General features: G+C 73.0%; 17 protein-coding genes. 8 read left to right on the forward strand and 9 right to left on the reverse strand.

Annotation, left to right across the window (positions count from 1 at the left end; genetic code table 11):
* Positions 1-3: 3 nt before the first annotated feature.
* From ACFYUS_RS11095 to ACFYUS_RS11115, 5 genes are all read right to left on the reverse strand, one after another.
* Positions 4-888 (reverse strand): carbohydrate ABC transporter permease, encoded by an 885-nt coding sequence (locus ACFYUS_RS11095; protein WP_388848515.1) that lies wholly within the window; start codon positions 886-888, stop codon positions 4-6.
* A gap of 3 nt (positions 889-891) precedes the next feature.
* On the reverse strand, positions 892-1,833 hold the full coding sequence (locus ACFYUS_RS11100; RefSeq protein ID WP_388848518.1) for a carbohydrate ABC transporter permease: 942 nt from the start codon (positions 1,831-1,833) through the stop codon (positions 892-894).
* 6 nt (positions 1,834-1,839) lie between these two features.
* Positions 1,840-3,183, reverse strand: coding sequence for an ABC transporter substrate-binding protein (locus ACFYUS_RS11105; protein ID WP_388848521.1), 1,344 nt, complete (start codon positions 3,181-3,183; stop codon positions 1,840-1,842).
* 50 nt (positions 3,184-3,233) lie between these two features.
* Positions 3,234-4,448, reverse strand: coding sequence for an ROK family protein (locus ACFYUS_RS11110; protein ID WP_388848524.1), 1,215 nt, complete (start codon positions 4,446-4,448; stop codon positions 3,234-3,236).
* Between the two features lie 185 nt (positions 4,449-4,633).
* A complete protein-coding gene (locus ACFYUS_RS11115) occupies positions 4,634-5,695 on the reverse strand; it encodes a mechanosensitive ion channel family protein (protein ID WP_388848527.1) in 1,062 nt (353 codons plus the stop codon).
* A gap of 256 nt (positions 5,696-5,951) precedes the next feature.
* On the opposite strand from ACFYUS_RS11115, the gene ACFYUS_RS11120 reads away from it, so the two are divergent.
* The gene (locus ACFYUS_RS11120) at positions 5,952-6,515 is read left to right on the forward strand and encodes an HNH endonuclease (protein ID WP_388848530.1); all 564 of its coding nucleotides are present in this window, start codon (positions 5,952-5,954) and stop codon (positions 6,513-6,515) included.
* Between the two features lie 54 nt (positions 6,516-6,569).
* Here ACFYUS_RS11120 and ACFYUS_RS11125 read toward each other — a convergent pair whose 3' ends face one another.
* Positions 6,570-9,770: a beta-N-acetylglucosaminidase domain-containing protein gene (locus ACFYUS_RS11125; protein WP_388848533.1), complete on the reverse strand. Its 3,201-nt coding sequence runs from the start codon at positions 9,768-9,770 to the stop codon at positions 6,570-6,572.
* Positions 9,771-9,964: 194 nt separating this feature from the next.
* On the opposite strand from ACFYUS_RS11125, the gene ACFYUS_RS11130 reads away from it, so the two are divergent.
* The 3 genes from ACFYUS_RS11130 to ACFYUS_RS11140 are packed head-to-tail and all read left to right on the forward strand — an operon-like array spanning position 9,965 to position 12,556.
* Positions 9,965-10,207 (forward strand): hypothetical protein, encoded by a 243-nt coding sequence (locus ACFYUS_RS11130; RefSeq protein WP_388848536.1) that lies wholly within the window; start codon positions 9,965-9,967, stop codon positions 10,205-10,207.
* A gap of 1 nt (position 10,208) precedes the next feature.
* On the forward strand, positions 10,209-12,305 hold the full coding sequence (malQ, locus tag ACFYUS_RS11135) for a 4-alpha-glucanotransferase (protein ID WP_388848539.1): 2,097 nt from the start codon (positions 10,209-10,211) through the stop codon (positions 12,303-12,305).
* A 20-nt stretch (positions 12,306-12,325) separates the two neighbouring features.
* Positions 12,326-12,556 carry a hypothetical protein gene (locus ACFYUS_RS11140; protein ID WP_388848542.1) on the forward strand — a complete coding sequence of 77 codons (231 nt, stop codon included), beginning with the start codon at positions 12,326-12,328 and terminating at the stop codon, positions 12,554-12,556.
* A 135-nt stretch (positions 12,557-12,691) separates the two neighbouring features.
* Here the strand turns inward: ACFYUS_RS11140 and ACFYUS_RS11145 are convergent, their stop codons facing one another.
* Positions 12,692-13,198: a MarR family winged helix-turn-helix transcriptional regulator gene (locus ACFYUS_RS11145; RefSeq protein ID WP_388848545.1), complete on the reverse strand. Its 507-nt coding sequence runs from the start codon at positions 13,196-13,198 to the stop codon at positions 12,692-12,694.
* 165 nt (positions 13,199-13,363) lie between these two features.
* On the opposite strand from ACFYUS_RS11145, the gene ACFYUS_RS11150 reads away from it, so the two are divergent.
* The 4 genes from ACFYUS_RS11150 (at position 13,364) to alc (ending at position 17,570) form a co-directional block, all read left to right on the forward strand.
* Entirely contained in the window at positions 13,364-14,317 is a 954-nt protein-coding gene (locus ACFYUS_RS11150) for an EamA family transporter (RefSeq protein ID WP_388848547.1), read from the forward strand.
* A gap of 5 nt (positions 14,318-14,322) precedes the next feature.
* Positions 14,323-15,264 carry a DMT family transporter gene (locus tag ACFYUS_RS11155; protein WP_388848550.1) on the forward strand — a complete coding sequence of 314 codons (942 nt, stop codon included), beginning with the start codon at positions 14,323-14,325 and terminating at the stop codon, positions 15,262-15,264.
* Positions 15,265-15,323: 59 nt separating this feature from the next.
* Positions 15,324-16,253 (forward strand): LysR family transcriptional regulator, encoded by a 930-nt coding sequence (locus ACFYUS_RS11160; protein WP_388848553.1) that lies wholly within the window; start codon positions 15,324-15,326, stop codon positions 16,251-16,253.
* 189 nt (positions 16,254-16,442) lie between these two features.
* On the forward strand, positions 16,443-17,570 hold the full coding sequence (gene alc / locus ACFYUS_RS11165) for an allantoicase (RefSeq protein WP_388848557.1): 1,128 nt from the start codon (positions 16,443-16,445) through the stop codon (positions 17,568-17,570).
* A 123-nt stretch (positions 17,571-17,693) separates the two neighbouring features.
* Here the strand turns inward: alc and pepN are convergent, their stop codons facing one another.
* Together pepN and ACFYUS_RS11175 are read right to left on the reverse strand one after the other, a co-directional pair.
* On the reverse strand, positions 17,694-20,270 hold the full coding sequence (gene pepN, locus ACFYUS_RS11170; RefSeq protein ID WP_388848561.1) for an aminopeptidase N: 2,577 nt from the start codon (positions 20,268-20,270) through the stop codon (positions 17,694-17,696).
* 51 nt (positions 20,271-20,321) lie between these two features.
* Positions 20,322-21,506, reverse strand: a complete 1,185-nt coding sequence (locus tag ACFYUS_RS11175; RefSeq protein WP_388848564.1) for a TerD family protein — start codon at positions 21,504-21,506, stop codon at positions 20,322-20,324.
* Positions 21,507-21,643 lie beyond the last annotated feature (137 nt).

A 21,643-nucleotide genomic window follows, 5' to 3' on the forward strand; every position in this document is an offset into this window, starting at 1 on the left:
GACTCAGCCCTTCACTCCGGTCAGTGTGACTCCCTCGACGAACGCCTTCTGCGCGAAGAAGAACACGAGGATCACGGGGGCCATGACCAGGACGGTCGCGGCCATGGTCAGATTCCAGTCGGTGTGGTGCGCGCCCTTGAAGGACTCCAGGCCGTAACTGAGCGTCCAGGAGGCCGCGTTCTCGGAGGCGTAGATCTGCGGCCCGAAGTAGTCGTTCCAGCAGGAGAAGAACTGGAAGAGGGCGACGGCGGCGATGCCGGGCTTCGCCATCGGGAGCACGACCCGTACCAGGGTGCGGAATTCGCCGCAGCCGTCGATCCGCGCGGCCTCGACGTACTCGTTCGGGATGGTCAGCAGGAACTGCCGCAGCAGGAAGATGGCGAAGGCGTCCCCGAACGCCATCGGGATGATCAGCGGCCACAGCGTGCCGGAGAGGTCCATCTGCTTCGCCCAGAACAGGTACATGGGGATGATCACGACCTGCGGCGGCAGCATCATCATCGAGATGACGAGCAGCAGCGACAGGTGCCGCCCGCGGAAGCGGAACTTCGCGAGCGCGTACGCCACGGGGACCGAGGACACCACGACGAGGACGGTGCCGAGTCCCGCGTACAGCAGGGAGTTCCTCCACCAGGTCAGGAAGCCCTCGGTCCGGAAGACCCGGACGTAGTTGTCCCAGTGCCAGGAGTTCGGCGTCAGGTCCCGGGTGAGGGCCTGCTCGTCGCTCATCAGGGACGTCAGGAAGACGAAGACGAACGGGAGCACGAAGAACAGGGCGGCGGCGATGCCGAGCGAGTGCACGGCGATCCAGTGCAGCAGTTCCTTGCGGCGGGCCCGCTTCGCGGCGGGGCTCGCCACCCTCAGGACGGGAGTGGTTGCGGTCGTCATGGTTCAGTCACCCGAGCCGATCAGGCCGCCGCGCCGGCGCATCAGCAGCGCGGTGAAGGCCATGGAGAGTGCGAAGAGCACGAGCGCCACCACGCAGGCCGCGCCGTAGTTGAACTGGCTGAAGCCGAGGCTGTAGATCAGCTGCGGGAGCGTCAGCGTGGAGTCGTCCGGATAGCCGGGCTGGAAGGTGACGCCGGAGCCGCCCATCACGCCCGAGGCGACCTTGGAGGCCACGATCGGCTGCGTGTAGTACTGCATCGCGCCGATGATCCCGGTCACGACCGCGAAGAGCACGATCGGCGAGATGTTCGGCAGGGTGATGTACCGGAACCGCTGCCACGGGGACGCGCCGTCCAGCTCGGCGGCCTCGTACTGCTCCTTCGGCACGTCGAGCAGGGCGGCCATGAAGATGACCATGAGGTCGCCGACGCCCCACACGGCGAGGACGGTGAGGGCCGGCTTGGCCCAGTCCGCGTCGTTGAACCAGGAGGGGGCGGGGATGCCGACCGCCTCCAGGAACGAGTTGACCGGCCCGGTGCCGGGGTTGAGCAGGAAGACGAAGGCGAGCGTGGCGGCCACCGGCGGAGCCAGGTACGGCAGGTAGAACAGGGTGCGGAAGACCCCCGTACCCGTCTTGATCTTGGTGATCAGCATGCCGACGCCGAGGCCGAAGACGACCCGGCAGGTCACCATCACGACCGCGAGCCAGAGCGTGTTCTGCATCGCCGGCCAGAACTTCGGCATGTCGGAGAAGACGTACGTCCAGTTCTCCAGGCCCCGCCAGGTCGGCGGGTTGAGGCCGTCGTACCGCATGAACGAGAAGTACAGGGTGGAGACCAGCGGATAGGCGAAGAAGAAGCCGAAGCCGATCAGCCAGGGCGACATGAACAGCGCGGTGCGCAGGGCGCCCAGCCGGCGCTTGGACCGCAGGGTGTACGTGGTCATGGCGGGTTACTTCGCCGCGGCGATGTCGCGGTCGATCTGGGCCGCGGCGTCCGCGAGACCCTTCTTGAGGTCCGTGACCTGGCCCTTCTCGTACTTGTGGGCGAGGTCGGAGAGGGTCTCCTGGTAGGCGGGGCCGTTGATCGCGTTGTCCATGGAGGTGGACTGCGGGTGCCGGGCGATGTCGAGGAAGGTCGTGAAGCGGGCGTCGAACTTCAGGTTCGGGGACTTCAGCGCCTCGAAGGTGGAGGGCACGTTGCCGATGTCGTTGGCGAAGCCCACCACGGCGTCGGTGTCCGTGGTCATGTACTTGACCAGCTCCCAGGCCGCGTTCTGCTTCTTGCTCTGCGGCGCGATGCCCATGATCGTGCCGGAGAGGTACCCCTTGCCGTACTCGGCGACCTCGTCGTCCGCGACCGGCAGCGGCGCCACGCCGACGTCGAACTTCACCCCGGCGTTCTTGATGAAGTTCAGCCGCCACTCGCCGTCCAGCTGCATGGCGACCTGCCCGGTCTGGAAGGGGTGCTTGGCGCCCCACTCGTCGCCGAAGGTGGTGCGGTACTTGTCGAGCTTCTGGAAGCCGCCGAGCGAGTCCACCAGGGACTTCTGGTACGTCATCATCTCGGCGAACGCCGGGTCCTTGGCGACGTTCGACCTGCCGTCCTTGGTGAAGTACGCGTGGTCCCACTGCGACATGTAGTGCTCGACGACGGTCTCGTAGCCGAGGTAGTTCGGCATGAAGCCGAGCTGCTCGTACGAGTCGCCCTTCGCCTTCGTCAGCGTCTTGGCGACCTTGGCGAACTGGGACCAGGTCTTCGGCGGGGCCTCGGGGTCGAGGCCGGCCTTCCGGAAGGCGTCCTTGTTGTAGTAGAGCCCGTACGCGTCGGAGAGCAGCGGCAGGGCGCAGCGCTTGCCCTCGAACTGGGTGTACTCCTGGAGGACCTTCGGGAAGGTCTTGTCCAGGTCCAGCTTCGACTTCTCTATGAAGGGCTGGAGGTCGGCGAGCGCGCCCGAGGAGCAGAACTTTCCGACGTTGGAGGTGGTGAACGAGGAGACGACGTCCGGGCCGTTCGAACCGCCCGCGCGCAGCGCCTGGCCGAGCTTCTCGTCGTTGATGTCGCCGACGACCTTCACCTTGATGTTCGGGTGGGCCTTCTCGAAGCGGGCGACGTTGTCCTCGATCGCCTTGACCTCGGCGGGCGCGTTCCAGCCGTGCCAGAAGGTGATGGTGGTCTCGGCCTTGGGGTCGTCGGCGGCCGCGTTGTTCGCGGAGCCGGTACAGGCGGAGGCGAAGAGGGCGATCGAGGCGGTGGCGGCGAGCGCGGCGGCGGCTCTGCGCGGGCGTACGGGCATGGCGGTGTCTCCCTGGGGCGGGTGTCGGGCTGGTGGGGGGCAGGGACGGTTCAGCGCGAGGTGTCGAAGACCTCGTCGCGCGTGGTGGCGAGGGCGCTTTCGAGGGCCCCGCGCAGGACGGGGCTCCGGCGGACGGCGGAGAGGACGAGTCGCGGCCGGGACGGGGCGAGATCGACGAGCTGGGACTGCACGCGCGCGCGGAGGGGCTCGCCGCCGGTGACGAGGGCGGAGCCGGACAGCACGATCAGTTCGGGGTCGAGGACGGCCACGAGGGCGGCGAGCCCGGTGGCGACGCGCTCGGCGTAGCGGTCGAGCAGCTCCGCGTACCGGGGGTCCTCGCCGTGCGCCTCGGCGGCGTGCGCGAGGAGCCCGGTCACCACCGGTACGTACGGCTGGTCGGGGGTGTCGATCCCGGCGTCGCGGGCGATCCGGGGCACGGCCTGGATGCCCGCGAGCTCCTGGAAGCCGCCGGAGTTGGCCTTGGTGACCTGCCGTACGAGCGGGGTGCCGGGCACGGGCAGGAAGCCGACCTCGCCGGCGCCCCCGGTGAAGCCGCGGTGGAGCCGCCCGCCGAGGACGAGGGCGGCGCCGAGGCCCCCCTCGTTCCACAGCACGGCGAAGTCGGAGTGGCCCCGGGCGGCGCCCAGGCGCTGTTCGGCGACGGCGACGAGGTTGACGTCGTTCTCGTACTCGAACGGCATGGGCAGGACGGCGGCCAGTTCCTCCAGGAGGGTGGGGGAGTGCCAGCCGGGCAGGTGGGAGGCGTACCGCAGCCGTCCGGTGGCCGGGTCGAAGGCGCCTGGGGTGCCGATGACCAGGCGCCGCACGTCCGCGCGGGTGAGCCCGGCCGCCTCGACGGCCCCGTCGAGGGCCTCGGTGACCTGGCGGACGACACCGGAGGCGGCGCGGCCGGGGGTGCGGAGCTCGTACTCGCCGACGATCTCGCCCGTGATGTCGGCGACGGCGGCGTGGACGCGGTGCTGGTCGACGTCGAGCCCGGCGGCGTACGCGGCCCGCGGGTTCACCGCGTACAGCTGCGCGTTCGGCCCGGGCAGCCCCTCGGTGGTGCCGGTGGCGACGACGAGCCCGGCCGCTTCCAGACGGGCCAGCAGCTGGGAGGCGGTCGGCTTGGACAGACCGGTCAGCTTGCCGATCCGGGTCCGCGAGAGGGGGCCGTGCTCCAGGAGCAGGTCCAGGGCGGCGCGGTCGTTCATGGCCCGCAGGACGCGCGGGGTGCCGGGGGTTCCCGGGGTCGTGCCGGCCATGGGGATCGCACCTGCCCTCGTACGTGGCTGCAGTACCTGCGAGGGGCACTGTTAGGAAAGTTTCCTATCTGGTTGGGAGGAAGGTAAGGCGGCCGTCACGGCGTCGTCAATACCCGGGAACGCGACACGCCCCCGAAGGCAACCGAAGCGTTGCCGGCGGGGGCGTGCGTGGCGTGGGGGAAGGGTTACTTGGTGAGGTCCGGCTTCGGCAGCGGGGTCGCCGCCGCCGACTGCGGCGAGGTCGCCGAGGCGAAGACCGACGGGGCCGCCATGCCGGCCGTCGGGTCGGACTTCGGCTCCTCGGTCTGGGGCGGGATCCCGCCCACGATCCGGATGCCGGCCTCGTCCAGGCCCCGCTTGATGCGCCAGCGCAGCTCGCGCTCCACGCCCAGCTTCTTGCCCGGCATCGTCTTCGCCGAGACCCGGATCGTCATCGAGTCGAGCAGCACCTCGCTCAGACCGAGCACCTCCACCGGACCCCACAGGCGCTCGTCCCAGGGCTCCTCCTTCGCCATGGAGTCCGCCGCCGCGGTGATCACGGCCTTCACCGTGTCCAGGTCCTCCGTCGGCCGGACGGTGACGTCCACGCCGGCGGTCGCCCAGCCCTGGCTGAGGTTCCCGATCCGCTTGATCTCGCCGTTGCGCACGTACCAGATCTCGCCGTCGACCCCGCGCAGCTTGGTCACCCGCAGGCCCACCTCGACGACCTCGCCGGAGGCCACGCCCGCGTCGATCGAGTCGCCGACGCCGTACTGGTCCTCCAGGATCATGAAGACGCCGGACAGGAAGTCCGTCACCAGGTTCCGCGCGCCGAAACCGATCGCCACACCCGCGACACCGGCCGAGGCGAGCAGCGGCGCCAGATCGATCTTGAAGGCGCCGAGGATCATCAGCCCGGCCGTGCCCAGGATCAGGAAGGACGTCACGGAACGGAGCACCGAGCCGATCGCCTCGGAGCGCTGCCGCCGCCGCTCGGCGTTGACCAGGAGACCGCCGAGGGCCGTCCCCTCCACCGCCTGCGCCGAGCGGTTCATCCGGTCGATCAGCTTGGTCAGGGCCCGGCGCACGGCCCAGCGCAGCACGACCGCCACGACGAGGATCAGCAGGATGCGCAGCCCCGTGTTCAGCCAGGTGGACCAGTTCTGCTCCACCCAGCTCGCCGCGTTCGTGGCCTTCTCCGCGGCCTCGTCCAGGGTCACCGGTATCGGTTCGGGTTCGGTGGCAGCCGCCAGGGCGGACCAGGACACGGGACAACCTCCAGGCATCGCGTACGCAGGCCATCCACACTAACGGGGCGTCGGACGTGCTCCCGCAGCCGTGTTCGAGGGAGAGACGGACCTCACCTGGGCACATACAGGGGAGAGATGCCGATGTGGTCGAGAACACCCAGGGGCCACCACCCCGATTCCGGTACGTGGTGGCGCCGCGACCGGGCATGAGGAGAGACTGAGAGCAGTTCGTCCCGGCGCGAGCCACGCGCCGCCGGCGCCATAGGAGGCATCCGTGCCGCATGTCCTGGTCCTCAACGCGTCGTACGAGCCACTCGGCGTCGTACCGCTCCGCCGCGCACTCGTCCTCGTACTGGAGAACAAGGCCCTCTGTATCGAGGAGTCCGGCGCCTTCCTGCACAGCGAGACCCAAGTCCTCCCCGCTCCCAGCGTGGTGCGACTGAAGCGCTTCGTGCGGGTCCCCTACCGGGGGCCCGTTCCCTTGACCCGCAGAGCGCTCTTCGCGCGCGACGGCGGGCGCTGCGCGTACTGCGGGGGCGTCGCGACCAGCGTCGACCACGTCATCCCGCGCAGCCGCGGGGGCACGCACGCCTGGGAGAACGTGGTGGCGGCCTGCCGCCGCTGCAACCACGTCAAGGCCGACAAACACCTGCGGGAGATCGGCTGGCGGCTGCGCCACCAGCCCGCCCCGCCGACCGGCCTGGCCTGGCGGATCATCGGGACCGGACACCGGGACCCCCGCTGGCTGCCGTACTTGGAGCCGTACGGCGCCGAGGACGTCATGGCCCGGATCGACTCCGTCGCAGACACCCCCGCAAGGGCGCTGACGACGGGTTGATCCGGGCCTTTCGCGTACGCGGGGACTCGTCCGGCACGGAGAGCGGCACACCTCTCAGGGGGTGGGCCGCTCCTCCGGCGCGTCCTCCCGCGTCTGCCCGGGCTGTGTCTGCTCGGACCGCGCCTGCTCGGGCTGCTTCCCCTCGGGCTGCTTCCCCTCGGGCTGCGTCTGCGCGGGCTGCTTCTTCTCGGGAGCGGCCACCGCGTACGTCTCCACCGACCAGAGCGAGTAGCCGAAGCGGGTCGCCCGCTCCTCCCCCTGCACCCGCAGGAAACGGGTGTCCGCCGCGTCCATCCGGACCGACTCCCGGCCGCCCCTGCCGTCCGCGACCGTCGCCGCCGTCCGCCAGATCCGCCCGTCGGCCGAGACCTGGACCCGGTAGCGGGAGGCGTACGCGTCCTGCCAGTGCAGCACCACCTGCCCTATCCGGGCCGGCTCGGGCAGCTCCAGCTGCCACCAGGCGCCGTCCTCCGCCGGGGAGGACCAGCGGGTCGCCGGATCGCCGTCCACCGCCGAGGCGGCCGGGAAGTCCGGGGTCTCGTCGCCCGAGGAGGAGGCCGTCGCCGTCCGCGCCAGGTCCGGGCCCGCCGTCCGGGGGAAGGCCCGCACCGTCAGGACCCGCTCCTCGCCCGCGAAGGACACCGGCACCCGGTACGACCCGGCCGGCGCGCCCGCCGCCACCGACACCTCCAGGGGGACGCTGGTCCGCGCGCCGCGCTCCACCACGGCCCGCGCCGGCAGCCGTACCGCGATCCCCTTCGGGGCCTTCGCCGTCAGCGCCCCGCGCACCTCGCCCGCGCGCCGGCCCGTCAACTCCACGTCCACCCGCTGCGCCGGACCGCCGATCTCCGCGTCCGTCTCCGTCCGGGCGAGGTCGAGACCGGCCCGCGGCCCGTCCGCGAACCACGGCACGAGCGCGCGCACCTCGGGCGCCGGACCGCCGCCGCTCCACACGACCCGCAGCGCGTCCGCCCGCAGCCCCTTCGGCTCGGTCTGCGTCCACCCGGAATCCGACAGGGGGCCGAGCGACCGCCAGCCCTCGCCGGGCACGAACGCCTCCACGCGCGCGTCCCCGGCGATGTCCGGCTCGGTCATGACCGTCAGCGCCTCCACGGGCCGCGCCCGGTCGAGCCGCACGGTGTACGAGCCGGGGGAGCGGTCGGTCTTCGCCGCCGGGATCCGGTCGGCGCCGGTCCAGGCCGCGGACTCCGTCACCGCGCGCGTGAGGAACGGATCGAGGACCCCCGGGCCGACCGTCACCCGGCTCGCCCCCAGGGCCTCCCGCTGCGTCTCCAGGGCGAGCTGCGCCCGCCAGGCCGCCGCGCCGTCGCCGCGCGCCTGGGCGAGGAGCATGTCGACCGCCGTCTCGCCCGCCCGGCCGTACCGGGACAGCTGCTCCAGCCAGGGGCCCGTCTCGTCGTCGAGGGTTCCGCCGGCCGTGGCCGTGAGCCGCTCGGGGGCCCGGCGCATCACGGTGAACGCGTCCCGCAGTTCGCGCGCCGCCTTCTCCCGGACGGTGGCGCCGCCGCTCGTGCGGGACGCCCAGAACGCCTCCAGGAGCGGCTTCAGATAGGCCGATTCGCCCGCCGGGTCCAGGATCGAGGAGGAGCCGTTCCCGGCGAGCGCGCGCAGCGCCTCGCGGGCGGCGGGGTCCGGCCCCGCGAGGTCGTCCACCGCGGCCTGCCAGGACTCCCGGGGCCGGTAGCCCCGCGGGTTCCAGGCGTAGTCGGCGGTGGTGAAGAGCGGGACGCGGGAGGCCGCGGGCTGCTCCATGGCGTGCGCGAGATAGGCGGTGGAACCGGCGGCCACGGCCGGCTCCCGGCCGGTGGCGGGGCCGAGGAACAGCCGGTCCTGCGCGTAGTCGTTGACCGGGTAGTTGTCCATGGTGACCAGCGGATGGCCGCCCAGGGCCTCGCGCGCCCCCGCCAGTTCGCCGCCGGTGATCGTGCGCGGGACGACGCCGACGCCCGTCCACGCCACCCGTACCTCGGCGTCGAGCGCCTCGGCGAGCTTCGTGCGGTACGCGCTCGCGCCGTCCTGGTAGTACTCCGTCGGCATCACCGTCAGCGGCTCGGCGTCCGGGTGCCGTTCGGCCAGCCACCCGGCCACGGCGTTCGCCACGCGCGCGTGGGCACCGGCCGCGGCCTCCGGGCCGCGCCCGAAGACGTCGGCGTCCTTGTCGCAGTGCCACTCGTCGTAGGAGGCGTCCTGGAACTGGAGCTGGAAGGAGCGCACCCCCAGCTCCCACATCGCGTCCAGCTTCCGCGTCAGCGCCGTCACGTCGCCGGCCGAGGCCAGACACATGGACTGGGCGGGCGCCACGGCCCAGCCCAGCGTCACGTGGTGGGCGCGGGCCCGCTCGGCGAGCGCCCGGAACTCCTCCTGCTGTGCGGCCGGGTAGGGCTCGCGCCACTGCGCCTGCCGGTACGGGTCGTCCCCGGGCGCGTACAGATAGCGGTTCTGCTTGGTCCGGCCCAGGAAGTCCAGCTGGGCGAGGCGCTGGGCCTGTGTCCAGGGGCGGCCGTAGAAGCCCTCGGTGATGCCGCGCTCGGCCGTGCCCGGCCAGTCGCGGACGACGACCCCGGGGACCTCCCGGCCCGCGCCGAGGAGCTGACGCAGCGTCTGGACCGCGTGGAACAGGCCGTCCTCGCCGACCCCGTCCAGGACGACGGTGTCCCGCCCCTGGAAGCGGCCCGTCGCCAGCCGGTAGCCGCCGCGCGGCAGATCGAGCCGCTCGGACACGCGCAGGGCCGTCAGCGCCGCCTCCGCGCCTGAGTCGCCGCCCTCGCCCGAGGGCCCGGCGGCCCGCAGCACCGGGCCCCGGCCCGGCAGCCCGTCGTGGACGGTCCGCACCCCGGCGGCCCGCAGCAGCTCGCGCAGGGCGGCGACCGCGTACGGATCGGCGTCGGCGTCCGCCAGCAGCGTCACCTCGTCCCCGAGGCGTACGGAGGACCCGGCGGCGGTCAGGGACTGCGGGCGCGGCCAGACGGCGGGCACGCGCGCGGTGGAGGCGCCCGGCGGGGTCGCGGAGGCGGGCGTCGGGGGCGGGGACGGCGGTGTCACGGGCGCTGTCGAAGCCGAAGGCGCGGCCGGGGGCACGGGAGCCGTCGGAGCGGAAAGAGCGGCCGGGGGCACGGGAGCCGTCGGAGCCGTCGGGGTCGCCTGCGCCGAGCCCGGTACCGCGCCGCCGAGGAGGCCGCCGATGACGGCGGCGGCGACGGCCGTCGCGGTGCGCTTCCTGCGCCCGAGGTGCACGCGGGTCTCCCTTCGGCCGGGACCGGCGGCTCTGCCGGATGGTCACGAATGAATCACGAGCCCACCACCCGTCGCACTGGGGTGTCAATGCGCGTGGCCGATGTGTCGGCTTTGCCCGGCGAGCCGTCGGCGAGGTGACGTCGCTTCGCCGCGATCCGCCGGTAAAACGAGGTGCGGTGGGTAGGGCTTCAGTCATGCCTCAGGTCCCGCCCGTCGAGACGAACCGGGAGACCCCCGTGACCACGACCGCCCGCCACCTCGGACGGATACGGATTCCACAGCAGCCGGCACCGGCCGGCGAACCGCTGACCAGCGAACCGCCCCTGCCCGCCGCCTCGCCCCTCACCAGCGAACCGCCCCTCGCCGTGGCGGCCCCCCTCACCAGCGAACCCACCGCCCCCGGCAGCGCGGGCGGCCCGGAGTCCCCAGGAGTGTGAAGTGACCCTGGCCCGTCTCGCCGCCCGTCACGGCGTCGCCACCGCCCACAGCCCGTCGGAAGGCGTCACCGTGCCCGTGCCGGACGCCACCGTGGTGGCCGTCCTCGGCGCCCTGGGCGTCGACGCGGGCACCCCGGAGGCGGTCGCCGCCGCCCTCGACGCGGCCGAACGGGCCGACCGGGAGCGCCTGCTGCCCCCGACCCTGGTCCGGTGGCGCGGGGAGGAGGTCCGCCCGCCGGAGGACCTGCCGCCCGGCACCCGGCTCCGGGTCACCACCGAGGACGGCGCCGTCCTCACCGGCCGGGACTGGTCCGGCCTGCCGCCCGGCGTCCACACGGTCCGGGCGGAGGCCCCCGACGGGCGCGCGGCCACCGGAACCCTGATCGTGGGGTCCGCGCGCGTACCCGGTCCTGCCCACCGCTCGTACGGACTGCTCGTCCAGCTGTACTCGCTGCTCTCCACCCGCTCCTGGGGCATGGGCGACCTCGGCGACCTGCGGGAGCTCGTCACCTGGGCGGGCCGCGCGCACGGCGCCGGGTTCGTCCAGGTCAACCCGCTCCACGCGGGCGTGCCCGGGGCGCCCGCCGACCCCTCCCCGTACCGCCCGTCCACGCGCCGCTTCCCGGACCCCGTCCATCTGCGGATCGAGGAGATCCCCGAGTACGCCCTGGTGGGCCCCGAGCGCCGCGAGGAGCTCGACCGGATCCTCGCCGAGGCCGCCGAACTGCGCGAACGGGTCCTCGGCAAGGGCGCCCTGATCGACCGGGACGCCGTCTGGGAGGTCAAGCGGCGGGCCCTGGAGCTGGTGCTCGGCTCCGTGGAGCCAGGTCCGGGCCGGCGCGCCGACTTCCACGACTTCCTCGCCGAGCGGGGCCGCGCCCTGGAGGACCACGCCACCTACCAGGCCCTCGCCGAGCGCCACGGCCACCACTGGCGCACCTGGCCCGAGGAGCTGCGCACCCCGCGCGCGGCGGAGACCGCCGTGCGCGCCGACCCCGACCTGGCCGCCCGGGTCGACTTCCACTGCCGGCTCGCCTGGCTGACGGACCGGCAGCTCGCCGACGCCGCCGCGGCCGCCCGCGCGGCCGGCATGGCGGTCGGGATCGTCCACGACCTGGCCGTCGGCGTCCACCCCGAGGGCTCGGACACCTGGGCCCGGCAGGAGGCCTTCGCGGCCGGCATGTCGGTCGGCGCCCCGCCCGACGCCTTCAACTCCCGGGGCCAGGACTGGGGCCTGCCGCCCTGGCGGCCCGACGCCCTCGCCGCCGCCGGCTACGCCCCGTACCGGGGACTCCTGCGCGAACTCCTGCGCCACGCGGGCGCGCTGCGCATCGACCACGTGATGGGCCTGTTCCGGCTGTGGTGGGTGCCGGAGGGCCGCGAGCCCACCGAGGGCACGTACGTCCGGTACGACGCCGAGGCGATGCTCGCGGTCCTCGTCCTGGAGGCGCACCGCGCCGGCGCCCTCGTCATCGGCGAGGACCTCGGCACGGTCGAGCCGGGCGTACGGGAGGCGCTGGCCCGGCGCGGGGTGTTCGGGACCTCCGTGCTCTGGTTCGAGCGGGACTGGGAGGGCACCGGCCGCCCGCTGCCGGCGGGGGAGTGGCGCGCGGAGTGCGTCGCCACCGCCACCACCCACGACCTGCCCCCCACCGCCGCCCGGCTCTCCGGCGAGCACGTCGCCCTGCGGCACCGGCTCGGGCTGCTCCCCGGCGACCTGGAGCGCGAACGGGCGGCGGACGCGGCGGAGACCGCCGAGTGGCTGGACGTGTTCGAGCGGAAGGGGCTGCTGCCGGAGGGGGCGGGGGACGAGGAGGCCGAGATCAGGGCCGTCCACCGCTTCCTGCTCGCCACCCCGGCCCGGATGGTGGGCGTGTGGCTGCCGGACACGGTGGGGGACCGCAGACCGCAGAACCTGCCGGGCACCTGGGACGAGTACCCCAACTGGCGGCTGCCGCTCGCGGGTCCGGACGGCCAGCCGCTCACCCTGGAGCAGCTCGCCGCCTCGCCCCGGGCGCACGCCCTGCTGCGCGAGCTGCGGGCCCGGACGGAAGCCCCGGACGCCCGTACGGCACCCCCGGACGCGCGACCCGTTTAGGTGTTCGCTACTTTGGGGCTGTGGACAAGAAGAACGCTCTGCGCGCCGGCTCGCTCGCGGCCGGTACGACGCTGATGATGCTGCTCATGTCGTCCCCCGCGCTCGCGCTCACCCGCGACGACGGTGACGACCCGGCCCCCAAGCTGAGTGTCGCCGAGACCCTCGGCCTGTACGTGGCGCTGCCGCTGGTGCTGTTCCTGGTGATCGCCGGCCTGGTGATGGTGCTCGACAAGTCCAAGAAGAAGGCGTAACCGCCTCACGGGCCATCGCCCCACGGGCGACCGCCTCACGGGCCGCCGCCCCACGGGCGACCGCCTCACACATCTCCGCCGAGGGCGCCGCACGGTACGAGTACCGCGCGGCGCCCTCGCATGCGTGGAGACGCTTCACGCGGTGGTCGCGAGCAGCTTCCTGAGCAGCCCGGCCAACTGGTCCGCCTCCTCCTCGGTGAGGGCGGCGTGCAGGGCGGCCCGCTGCTCCCCGAGGCCGGCGCCGACGGCCTGGTCCACCAGTTCCATGCCGCGCTCGGTGAGGGTGACCCGCAGCCCGCGCCGGTCGTTCGGGTCGGGGCTGCGGGTGAGCAGCCCGGCCTTCTCCAGCTTGTCCAGCCGGCCGGTCATGCCGCCGGTGGTGATCATCAGCGTGGCGGTCAGCTCGCGCGGCGAGAGCGTGTACGGCGCTCCGGACCTGCGCAGGGTCGCCAGTACGTCGAACTCCCCGAGCGCCATGCCGTAGGGCGCGTACGCCTTGTCCACCTTGCCGCGCATGGCGTTGGCCAGCCGGTAGATCCGTCCGAAGACGGCCATGGGGACGGTGTCCAGGTCGGGGCGGACGGCCGCCCACTGGTCGGTGATGGCGTCGACGGCGTCGTGGTCGGGGGTGTGCGTGTCCATGTCCTCAGTGTTCCCTTCTCCGCTCCTCGATCGCAAGAAAGTCACTCACGAGAAAGTCACTCACAAGAAAGCCTCTTGCGAGAAAGTAGCTTAGTGGTAAGTTACTCACCACGAAGTCAGTCCGGCGCCCGCCGGGCCGGCACTCCGTCGCAGGGGGGAACCGTCATGTCCCGCAAGGCCGCAGTCACCGCGCTCACCGCCCTCGCCCCGATCTCCTGGGGCTCGACCTACTTCGTCACCACCGAGTTCCTGCCGCCCGACCGGCCGCTCTTCACCGGCCTCATGCGCGCCCTGCCCGCCGGCCTCCTGCTCCTCGCCCTCACCCGCAAGCTCCCGCAGGGCGCCTGGTGGTGGAAGTCCGCGGTCCTCGGAGCCCTCAACATCGGCGCCTTCTTCCCGCTGCTCTTCCTCGCCGCCTACCGGCTGCCCGGCGGAGTCGCCGCGGTCGTCGGCTCCGTCGGCCCGCTCTTCGTCGTCGGCCTCGCGGCCCTCTTCCTCGGCGAGAAGCCCACGGTGAAGACCCTGCTCACCGCCGTCACCGCCGCCTTCGGCGTCAGCCTCGTGGTCCTCAAGGCCGGAGCCGCCTTCGATCTGATCGGCGTGGGCGCCGGACTGCTCTCCTCCCTCTCGATGTCCGCCGGCATCGTCTTCACCAAGCGCTGGGGCCGTCCCGAGGGCGTCGGAGCCCTCGCGGTCACCGGCTGGCAGCTCACCGCGGGCGGCCTGGTCATCGCGCCCCTCGCCTTCCTGATCGAGGGCGCCCCGCCGGCCCTGACCGGCACCAACCTGGCCGGCTACGCCTACCTCGCCTTCGGCAACACCGCGATCTCGTACTTCCTCTGGTTCCGCGGCATCGAGCGGCTGAGCGCCTCCTCGGCCACCCTCCTCGGCCCGCTCTCCCCGATCACCGCGGCCGTCATCGGCTGGGCGGCGCTGGGTCAGGCCCTCGGCGCGGTGCAGGTGCTCGGCATGGTGATCGCCTTCGGCGCCACCCTGGTCGGCCAGCTGAACCCCCGTAAGGCCAAGGCCCCCGAGCCGACCACGGAATCGTTCAGCTCTGCTGAAAAGAGCGGTCAGGAAGTTTCGATGGACCTGGAGGTTTCGGGGGTGCGACGGTAAGGGGCATGAGCCTCGACACCGCCCGCAACCCGACCGTCGACACCGACAGCACCACCGCAGCCACCGAGAGGCCGGCGCCCGCCAAGGGCGCCGGCCTCGGCGTGCTTCTGGCGCTCCTCGCCACCGTCGTCTGGTCCGGCAGCTTCGTCGTCGCCCGCGCCCTCCACGACACCGTCCCCCCGGTCCAGGCCGCCTTCTGGCGCTGGATCGTCGCCCTCGTCGCCGTCGCCCCGCTCGCCGCCCGCGAGACCTGGCGGCAGCGGCACCTGATCCGCCGCCACCTCGGCTTCCTCGCCCTCGCCTCCCTGCTCGGCATCACCGTCTACAACACCCTGGTCAACCAGGCCGGGACCGCCACCTCCGCCGGCAACATGGGCATGATCATGGCCGCCTCCCCCGTCCTCATGGCCCTCTTCGCCCGCCTCGGCGGCAACCGCCTCGGCCCGCGCCGCACCACCGGCATGTTCATCGCCTGCGCCGGCGTCCTGCTCCTCGTCAGCAAGGGCTCGCTCACCCCGGACTTCGCCACCGGCGACCTCTGGGTCATGGCCGCCGCCGTCTGCTTCGCCTCCTACAGCGCCCTGCTCAAGCGCCGCCCCGCCGAACTCGGCGGCCTCGCCTTCCTCTTCACCACCTTCGCCCTCGGCGCCCTCATGCTCCTCCCGGCGTACGGCATCAGCCTCGCCGTCCAGGGCGGCTTCGAGCCCACCGCCGGCACCGTCGGCCCCCTCGTCCACGTCGGCGTCCTCTCCTCCGCCGTCGCCTTCTTCGCCTGGAACAAGGCCGTCACCCTGATCGGCGCCGCCCGTGCCGGGATCGTCTACCACCTCCAGCCCGTCTGCGTCGCCCTCCTCTCGTACGCCCTCCTCGGCGAGCGGCTCGGGCTCCTCGGCGGCGCGAGCATGGTCCTCATCCTCGGCGGGGTCGCGCTCAGCTCGGCCCCCTAGCTCTCGGCTTCGTTCGAGCAGGGGCCCCCGGGCGGTCAGGGCCCGATATGTTGCGCCCCATGACCGAGTGGGACATCAAGAAGCTCCAGATCCTCCGCACCCTCCGCGACCGCGGCACCGTCACCGCGACCGCGGAGGCGCTGCTCATGACCCCCTCGGCCGTCTCGCAGCAGCTCACCAACCTCGCCAAGCAGCTCGGGGTGCGGCTCCTGGAGGCCCAGGGGCGCCGGGTCCGCCTCACCGACGCCGCCCACCTCGTGCTGCGCCACGCCGAGGTGGTCTTCGCCCAGCTGGAGCGCGCCGACGCCGAACTCGACGGCTATCTGCGGGGCGAGGCGGGACAGGTGCGGGTCGCGGCCTTCTCGACCTCCGTGCCCGCGCTCCTCGTGCCCGCCGTACGGCAGCTGCGGACCGCCCACCCCGGGCTCGACGTCCGCATCCGGGAGGCGGAGGCGGCGGAGGCGTACGAGCTGCTCACGGCCGGCGAGGTCGACCTCGCGCTCTCGCTCGCCGCCCACGCGCCCTCCGCGCGCGACCCCAAGTACAGCAGGACGCCGCTGCTCGCCGACCCCCTCGACGTCGCCCTGCCCGCCGGCCACCCGCTCGCCGACGCGCCCGGCCTGCGGCTCGCCGACCTCGCCGCCGAGCCCTGGATCTTCGGCGGCTCGGGCCCCTGGTCCGAGATCACCATCGCCGCCTGCGAGGCCGCCGGTTTCGTGCCCGAACAGGCCCACAGCGCCTCCGGCTGGACCGCGATCCTCGCCATGGTCGAGGCCGGCCTGGGCATCGCGCTCGTCCCCCGGATGGCCTCCGCGGACCGCCGGGGCGGCGGGAGCGGGGTCGTCATGCGGGTCCTCTCCGCCGACCAGCCGCGCCGCCATGTCGTCGCGGCGGTCCGCAGCGGGGCGGAGGAGGGCCCGGCGGTCGCCCGGGTGCTCGCCGCGCTCCGGCAGGCGGCGGCGGCCCGCGAGACCGTCCAGCAGAACTGACCCCGCGAGACCGTCCGGCAGAGCTGACCCCGCGAGACCGTCCGGCAGAACTGACCCCGCGAGACCGTCCGGCAGAGCTGACCCCGCGAGCGTCCGCAGGACTGTCCCTGCAATCTTTCAGCAGAACTGAACAGCATCGTCGAAAACATTCGATAGACCGGTCGGGTCCCCGAGGCGCACAGTCGGGGCATGACCTTCGAGACGAGCCAGGACCAGGACCCGCACGCCAACGACGCCGCCCCCTACTCCGGTGGCGACCCGTACGCCGACTACCGCACCGGTGACTTCCCCTTCACCGAGCTGGTCGACCTCGCCGACCGCCGCCTGGGCGCCGGAGTCGTCGCGGCCAACGACGAGTTCTTCGCCGAGCGGGAGAACCTCCTCGTCCGCGAGCGCGCCGTCTTCGACCCGGAGCACTTCGGCCACAAGGGCAAGATCATGGACGGCTGGGAGACCCGCCGCCGCCGTGGCGCCGACGCCGAGAACGTCTTCCCCGCCCCCGAGGACCACGACTGGGCGATCGTCCGCCTCGGCGCCCCCGGCGTGATCCGCGGGATCATCGTCGACACCGCCCACTTCCGCGGCAACTACCCGCAGAAGGTGAGCATCCAGGCCACCGCCGTCGAGGGCTCGCCCAGCCCCGCAGAGCTGCTCGAAGCGAAGTGGGAGGAGCTCGTCCCGCCGACCCCCGTCCGCGGCCACGCCGCCAACGGCTTCGAGATCACCGCCGAGCGCCGCTTCACCCACGTACGGCTCTGCCAGCACCCCGACGGCGGCGTCGCCCGGCTCCGCGTCCACGGCGAGGTCGTGCCCGACCCCGAGTGGCTGGAGCTCCTCGGCACCCTCGACCTGATCGCCGTCCTCAACGGCGGCTCGTACGAGGACGCCTCGGACAGGTTCTACTCCTCGCCGACCCAGATCATCCTGCCCGGCACCTCCCGCAAGATGGACGACGGCTGGGAGAACCGCCGCCGCCGGGTCCGCGACACCCACGACTGGGTCCGCTTCAAGCTCGTCGCCCAGGGCGCCGTCCGTGCCGTCGAGATCGACACCGCCTACCTCAAGGGCAACTCCGCCGGCTGGATCGCCCTCCAGGGCCGCAACGGCGAGGCGGGCGAGTGGTTCGAGATCATCCCGCGCACCCGCCTCCAGCCCGACACCCTGCACCGCTTCAAGCTCCCCGCGCAGGCCGTCGTCACCCACGTCCGCCTCGACGCCTTCCCCGACGGCGGCGTCGCCCGCATGCGGCTCCACGGGACGCTGACGGAGCAGGGCGCGGCCGACCTGCGCGCCCGGTACGCCCGCCTCGGCGGCTAGTACCCGGACTTCCGCCCGGCGGTGCGGCCGCGCGCCGACGCCCGCCCGCCGGGCGGGCTCCAAGCACGGAGAAGGGGCGCCCCCGTGGGGGAGGGCGCCCCTTCTCCGTTCAACCGGTACGGACTACTTCGCGGCAGCCGCGTCCGCCGCCCGCGCCTTCAGGGCGCGCTCGACGCCCGCGCGGGACTCCGTCACCAGACGGCGCAGCGCCGGGACGGGGGCGTGCTCGGCGATCCACGCGTCCGTCGCGTCCAGGGTCTCCTGCGAGACCTGGATCGTCGGGTAGAGGCCGACCACGATCTGCTGGATCATCTCGTGGCTGCGGGTCTCCGAGACGTGCTTGATCGACGCGAAGTACTTCGCGGTGTACGGGGCGAGCAGCTCGCGCTGGTCGGCCTGGACGAAGCCGGCGATGACGGCCTCCTGCACGGCGTTCGCCAGCTTGTCGTCCTCGACGACCGAGGCCCAGGCCTCCGCCTTCGCCGCCTCCGTCGGACGGGCCGCGCGCGCGGTCGCCGCGTGCCGCTCGCCCGCCGCCGTACGGTCGCGCTCCAGCTCGGCGGCGATCTCCGCCTCCTCGAAGCGGCCGGTGGCCGCGAGGCGCTGCACGAACGCCCAGCGCAGCTCGGCGTCGACGGCCAGGCCCTCGATGACCTCGGAGCCGTCGAGCAGCGCGGCGAGCACGTCGAGCTCCGCGTCCTCACGGGCCGTCGCCGCGAACGCCCGCGCCCACGCCAGCTGGTGGTCGCTGCCGCCCTCGGCCGCGCGCAGCTGCTCCTGGGCGAACGCGCCCCAGCGCGCGAGACCGGTCGCGCGCCACTCCGGCGCCGCGTACAGGTCGAGGGCCGCCTTCACCTGGCCCTGGAGCGACTGCACCACACCGATGTCGGACTCCTTGGCGATGCCCGAGAGCACCAGGTCCAGGTAGTCGCGGGTGGCGAGCTCGCCGTCGCGGGTCATGTCCCAGGCCGAGGCCCAGCACAGGGCGCGCGGCAGGGACTCGGCGAAGTCGCCGAGGTGCGCGGTGACGTTCTTCAGGGACACCTCGTCGAGGCGGACCTTCGCGTACGACAGGTCGTCGTCGTTGAGGAGGACGACCGCCGGACGGGTCTTGCCCACGAGCTCCGCGACCGGGGTCAGCTCGGCGGCCGCGATGTCCAGTTCGAGGCGGTCGGTGCGGACCAGCTTGCCGGCCTCGTCCAGGTCGTAGAAGCCGATCGCGATGCGGTGCGGGCGCAGCACGGCCTCGCCCTTCGCGCCGGCGGGCAGCGCCGGGGCCTCCTGGCGGACGGCGAAGGAGGTGATGACGCCGTTCTCGTCGGTCGCGACCTCCGGGCGGAGGACGTTGATGCCGGCCGTCTCCAGCCACGCCTTCGACCAGGTCTTCAGGTCACGGCCGGAGGTCTCCTCCAGCGCGCCGAGGAGGTCGGACAGGCGGGTGTTCCCGAAGGCGTGCGCCTGGAAGTACGCCTGGACGCCCTTGAAGAACTCGTCCTGGCCGACGTACGCCACGAGCTGCTTGAGGACCGAGGCGCCCTTGGCGTACGTGATGCCGTCGAAGTTGACGAGCACGTCCTCCAGGTCGTTGATCTCGGCCATGATCGGGTGCGTCGACGGCAGCTGGTCCTGGCGGTAGGCCCAGGTCTTCTCCGCGTTGGCGAAGGTGGTCCAGGCGTTCGGCCAGCGGGTGCCCGCGACCGAGGCCTGGCAGGCGACCGAGGTGTAGGTGGCGAACGACTCGTTCAGCCACAGGTCGTTCCACCACTCCATGGTGACGAGGTCGCCGAACCACATGTGGGCGAGCTCGTGCAGGATGGTCTCGGCGCGCCGCTCGTACGCCGCGTCCGTCACCTTCGAGCGGAAGACGTACTGGTCGCGGATGGTGACCGCGCCCGCGTTCTCCATCGCGCCCGCGTTGAACTCCGGCACGAACAGCTGGTCGTACTTGGCGAACGGGTAGTCGTACGCGAACTTCTCCTGGAACCAGTCGAAGCCCTGGCGGGTCACGTCGAAGATGTGGTCCGCGTCGAGGAACTCGGCCAGCGAGGGACGGCAGTAGATGCCCAGCGGGACGACCTGCCCGTCCTTCTCGTACGTCGAGTGCACCGAGTGGTACGGGCCGACGATGAGGGCCGTGATGTACGTGGAGATGCGCGGGGTCGGCTCGAAGACCCACACGTCGTTCTCGGGCTTCGGCGTCGGCGAGTTCGAGATCACCGACCAGCCGCTCGGGGCCTTCACGGTGAACTGGAAGGTCGCCTTGAGGTCGGGCTGCTCGAAGGAGGCGAAGACGCGGCGCGCGTCCGGCACCTCGAACTGGGTGTAGAGGTAGGCCTGGTCGTCGACCGGGTCGACGAAGCGGTGCAGGCCCTCACCGGTGTTGGTGTACGCGCAGTCGGCGACGACCTTCAGCTCGTTGCGGCCCGCGGCCAGACCGGCCAGCGCGATCCGCGAGTCGCGGAAGACGGCGGCGACGTCGAGCGTGCGGCCGTTCAGGACGACCTCGTGGACGGCGGGGGCGACGAGGTCGATGAAGGTCTCGGCGCCGGCCTCGGCGGAATCGAAGCGGACGGTGGTGACGGACCGGTAGGTGCCGCCCTCCTGCGCACCGGTGAGGTCGAGGTCGACCTCGTACGCGTCCACGGTCAGCAGCGCCGCCCGCTGCTGAGCCTCTTCACGGGTCAGGTTGGTCCCAGGCACCCGGCAACTCCTCGGTTTCGTGACGTTTGGGCCATCCTTCCACGGGCCAGGTCAGCGGCGCACCGAACATTTCCACGGCCCGTCACCACTGATCCGCAGCAGCCCCGGGCCCGGCACCGGGGCGCTCACCCGGACCTCGCCGATCTCGTTGACCAGCAGGTCCTGCTCCTCGTCGTCGTAGAGCGGGTCCAGCGGCGGGGTGTGCTGGTGGACGGTGACGTTGGACTCCCCGTGGTGCAGGAAGTCGAGGACCCCGGGCGGTCCCTCGTAGATCACCAGATCGTGGGCGATCCCCTCGATGTGACTGTCGAAACGGCGGGCGTGGGTCAGCGGCAGCACCCGCAGCGTCCACGGCGCGTCGGCCTCCACCCGCAGCGTCAGCGGGCGGGCGCGCGGCACCAGGGCGACCGTACGCGCGCGTACGTCGTCCTCGTACGCCGTGAGCAGGAAGTCCTCGGCCCGCCCGTACGCGTCGCAGGACTCGATCGTCGTGGACAGCGAGTGGTACGACTCGATCTCCAGGAGCACCCAGTGCCCCGCCGGCAGACCCGGATCGCAGTGCACGGTCTCCTTGCCGCGCCCCTGGTACACGGAGGGCCGGAAATCCCCGCCGTACGGATCGGCCACCGGCACGGGCGGGGCGGCGGGCGCCGGGGGCGGCGGCGGGGGCACGTAGCCGGGGCCCGGGATCGGCGGCGGCGGGGACTCCACCACGATGCCGAAGTCCGTCGCGAGCCCGGCGAGCCCCGAGGCGTACCCCTGACCGACCGCGCGGAACCGCCAGCCGCCGTCCCGCCGGTAGAACTCCCCGAAGACGAAGGCCGTCTCCGTCGTCGCGTCGCCGATGGCGCAGTACGCCACCGGGGTCCCGGCCCCGTCCGTGACCCGCACGTCGAGCCCCGGCACCTGCCCGAAGGAGCCGCCGTCGGCGGAGGCGGCGATCACCAGGCGCCCCACATCGGGCTCCACGCGCGCGAGGTCCAGCCACAGCCAGTCCGCGGCCGGGCTGCCGGGCGCGCCCGGCGCCGACTTCCCCAGGTGCCGCACCGCCCCCGAGGGATGCTCGGCGTGGTTGTAGAAGACCAGGTCGTCATCGCCCCGCACCCGTTCCCCGGCCCCGAGGAGCAGCGCGGACACGTCCACGTCGGGCACCCCGTGCCCGGTGCGCCAGCTGACCGCGACATGGAGGTCCTGCGGGGGCACCGGGACGTTGGCCCCCTTGGGTATCTGGGTCATGGGGGAACTCTGGCACGGCCGGGCACGCCGGAGGGGGGGGGGGGCCCCCCCCCCCCCCCCCCCCCCCCCCCCCCCCAACACCCCCACACACCCCCCCCCCCCCCCCCCCCCCACAAACCCAACAGACCCCCCACCCC

The organism is Streptomyces sp. NPDC004284 (genome assembly GCF_042874035.1).
Classification (GTDB): Bacteria; Actinomycetota; Actinomycetes; order Streptomycetales; family Streptomycetaceae; genus Streptomyces.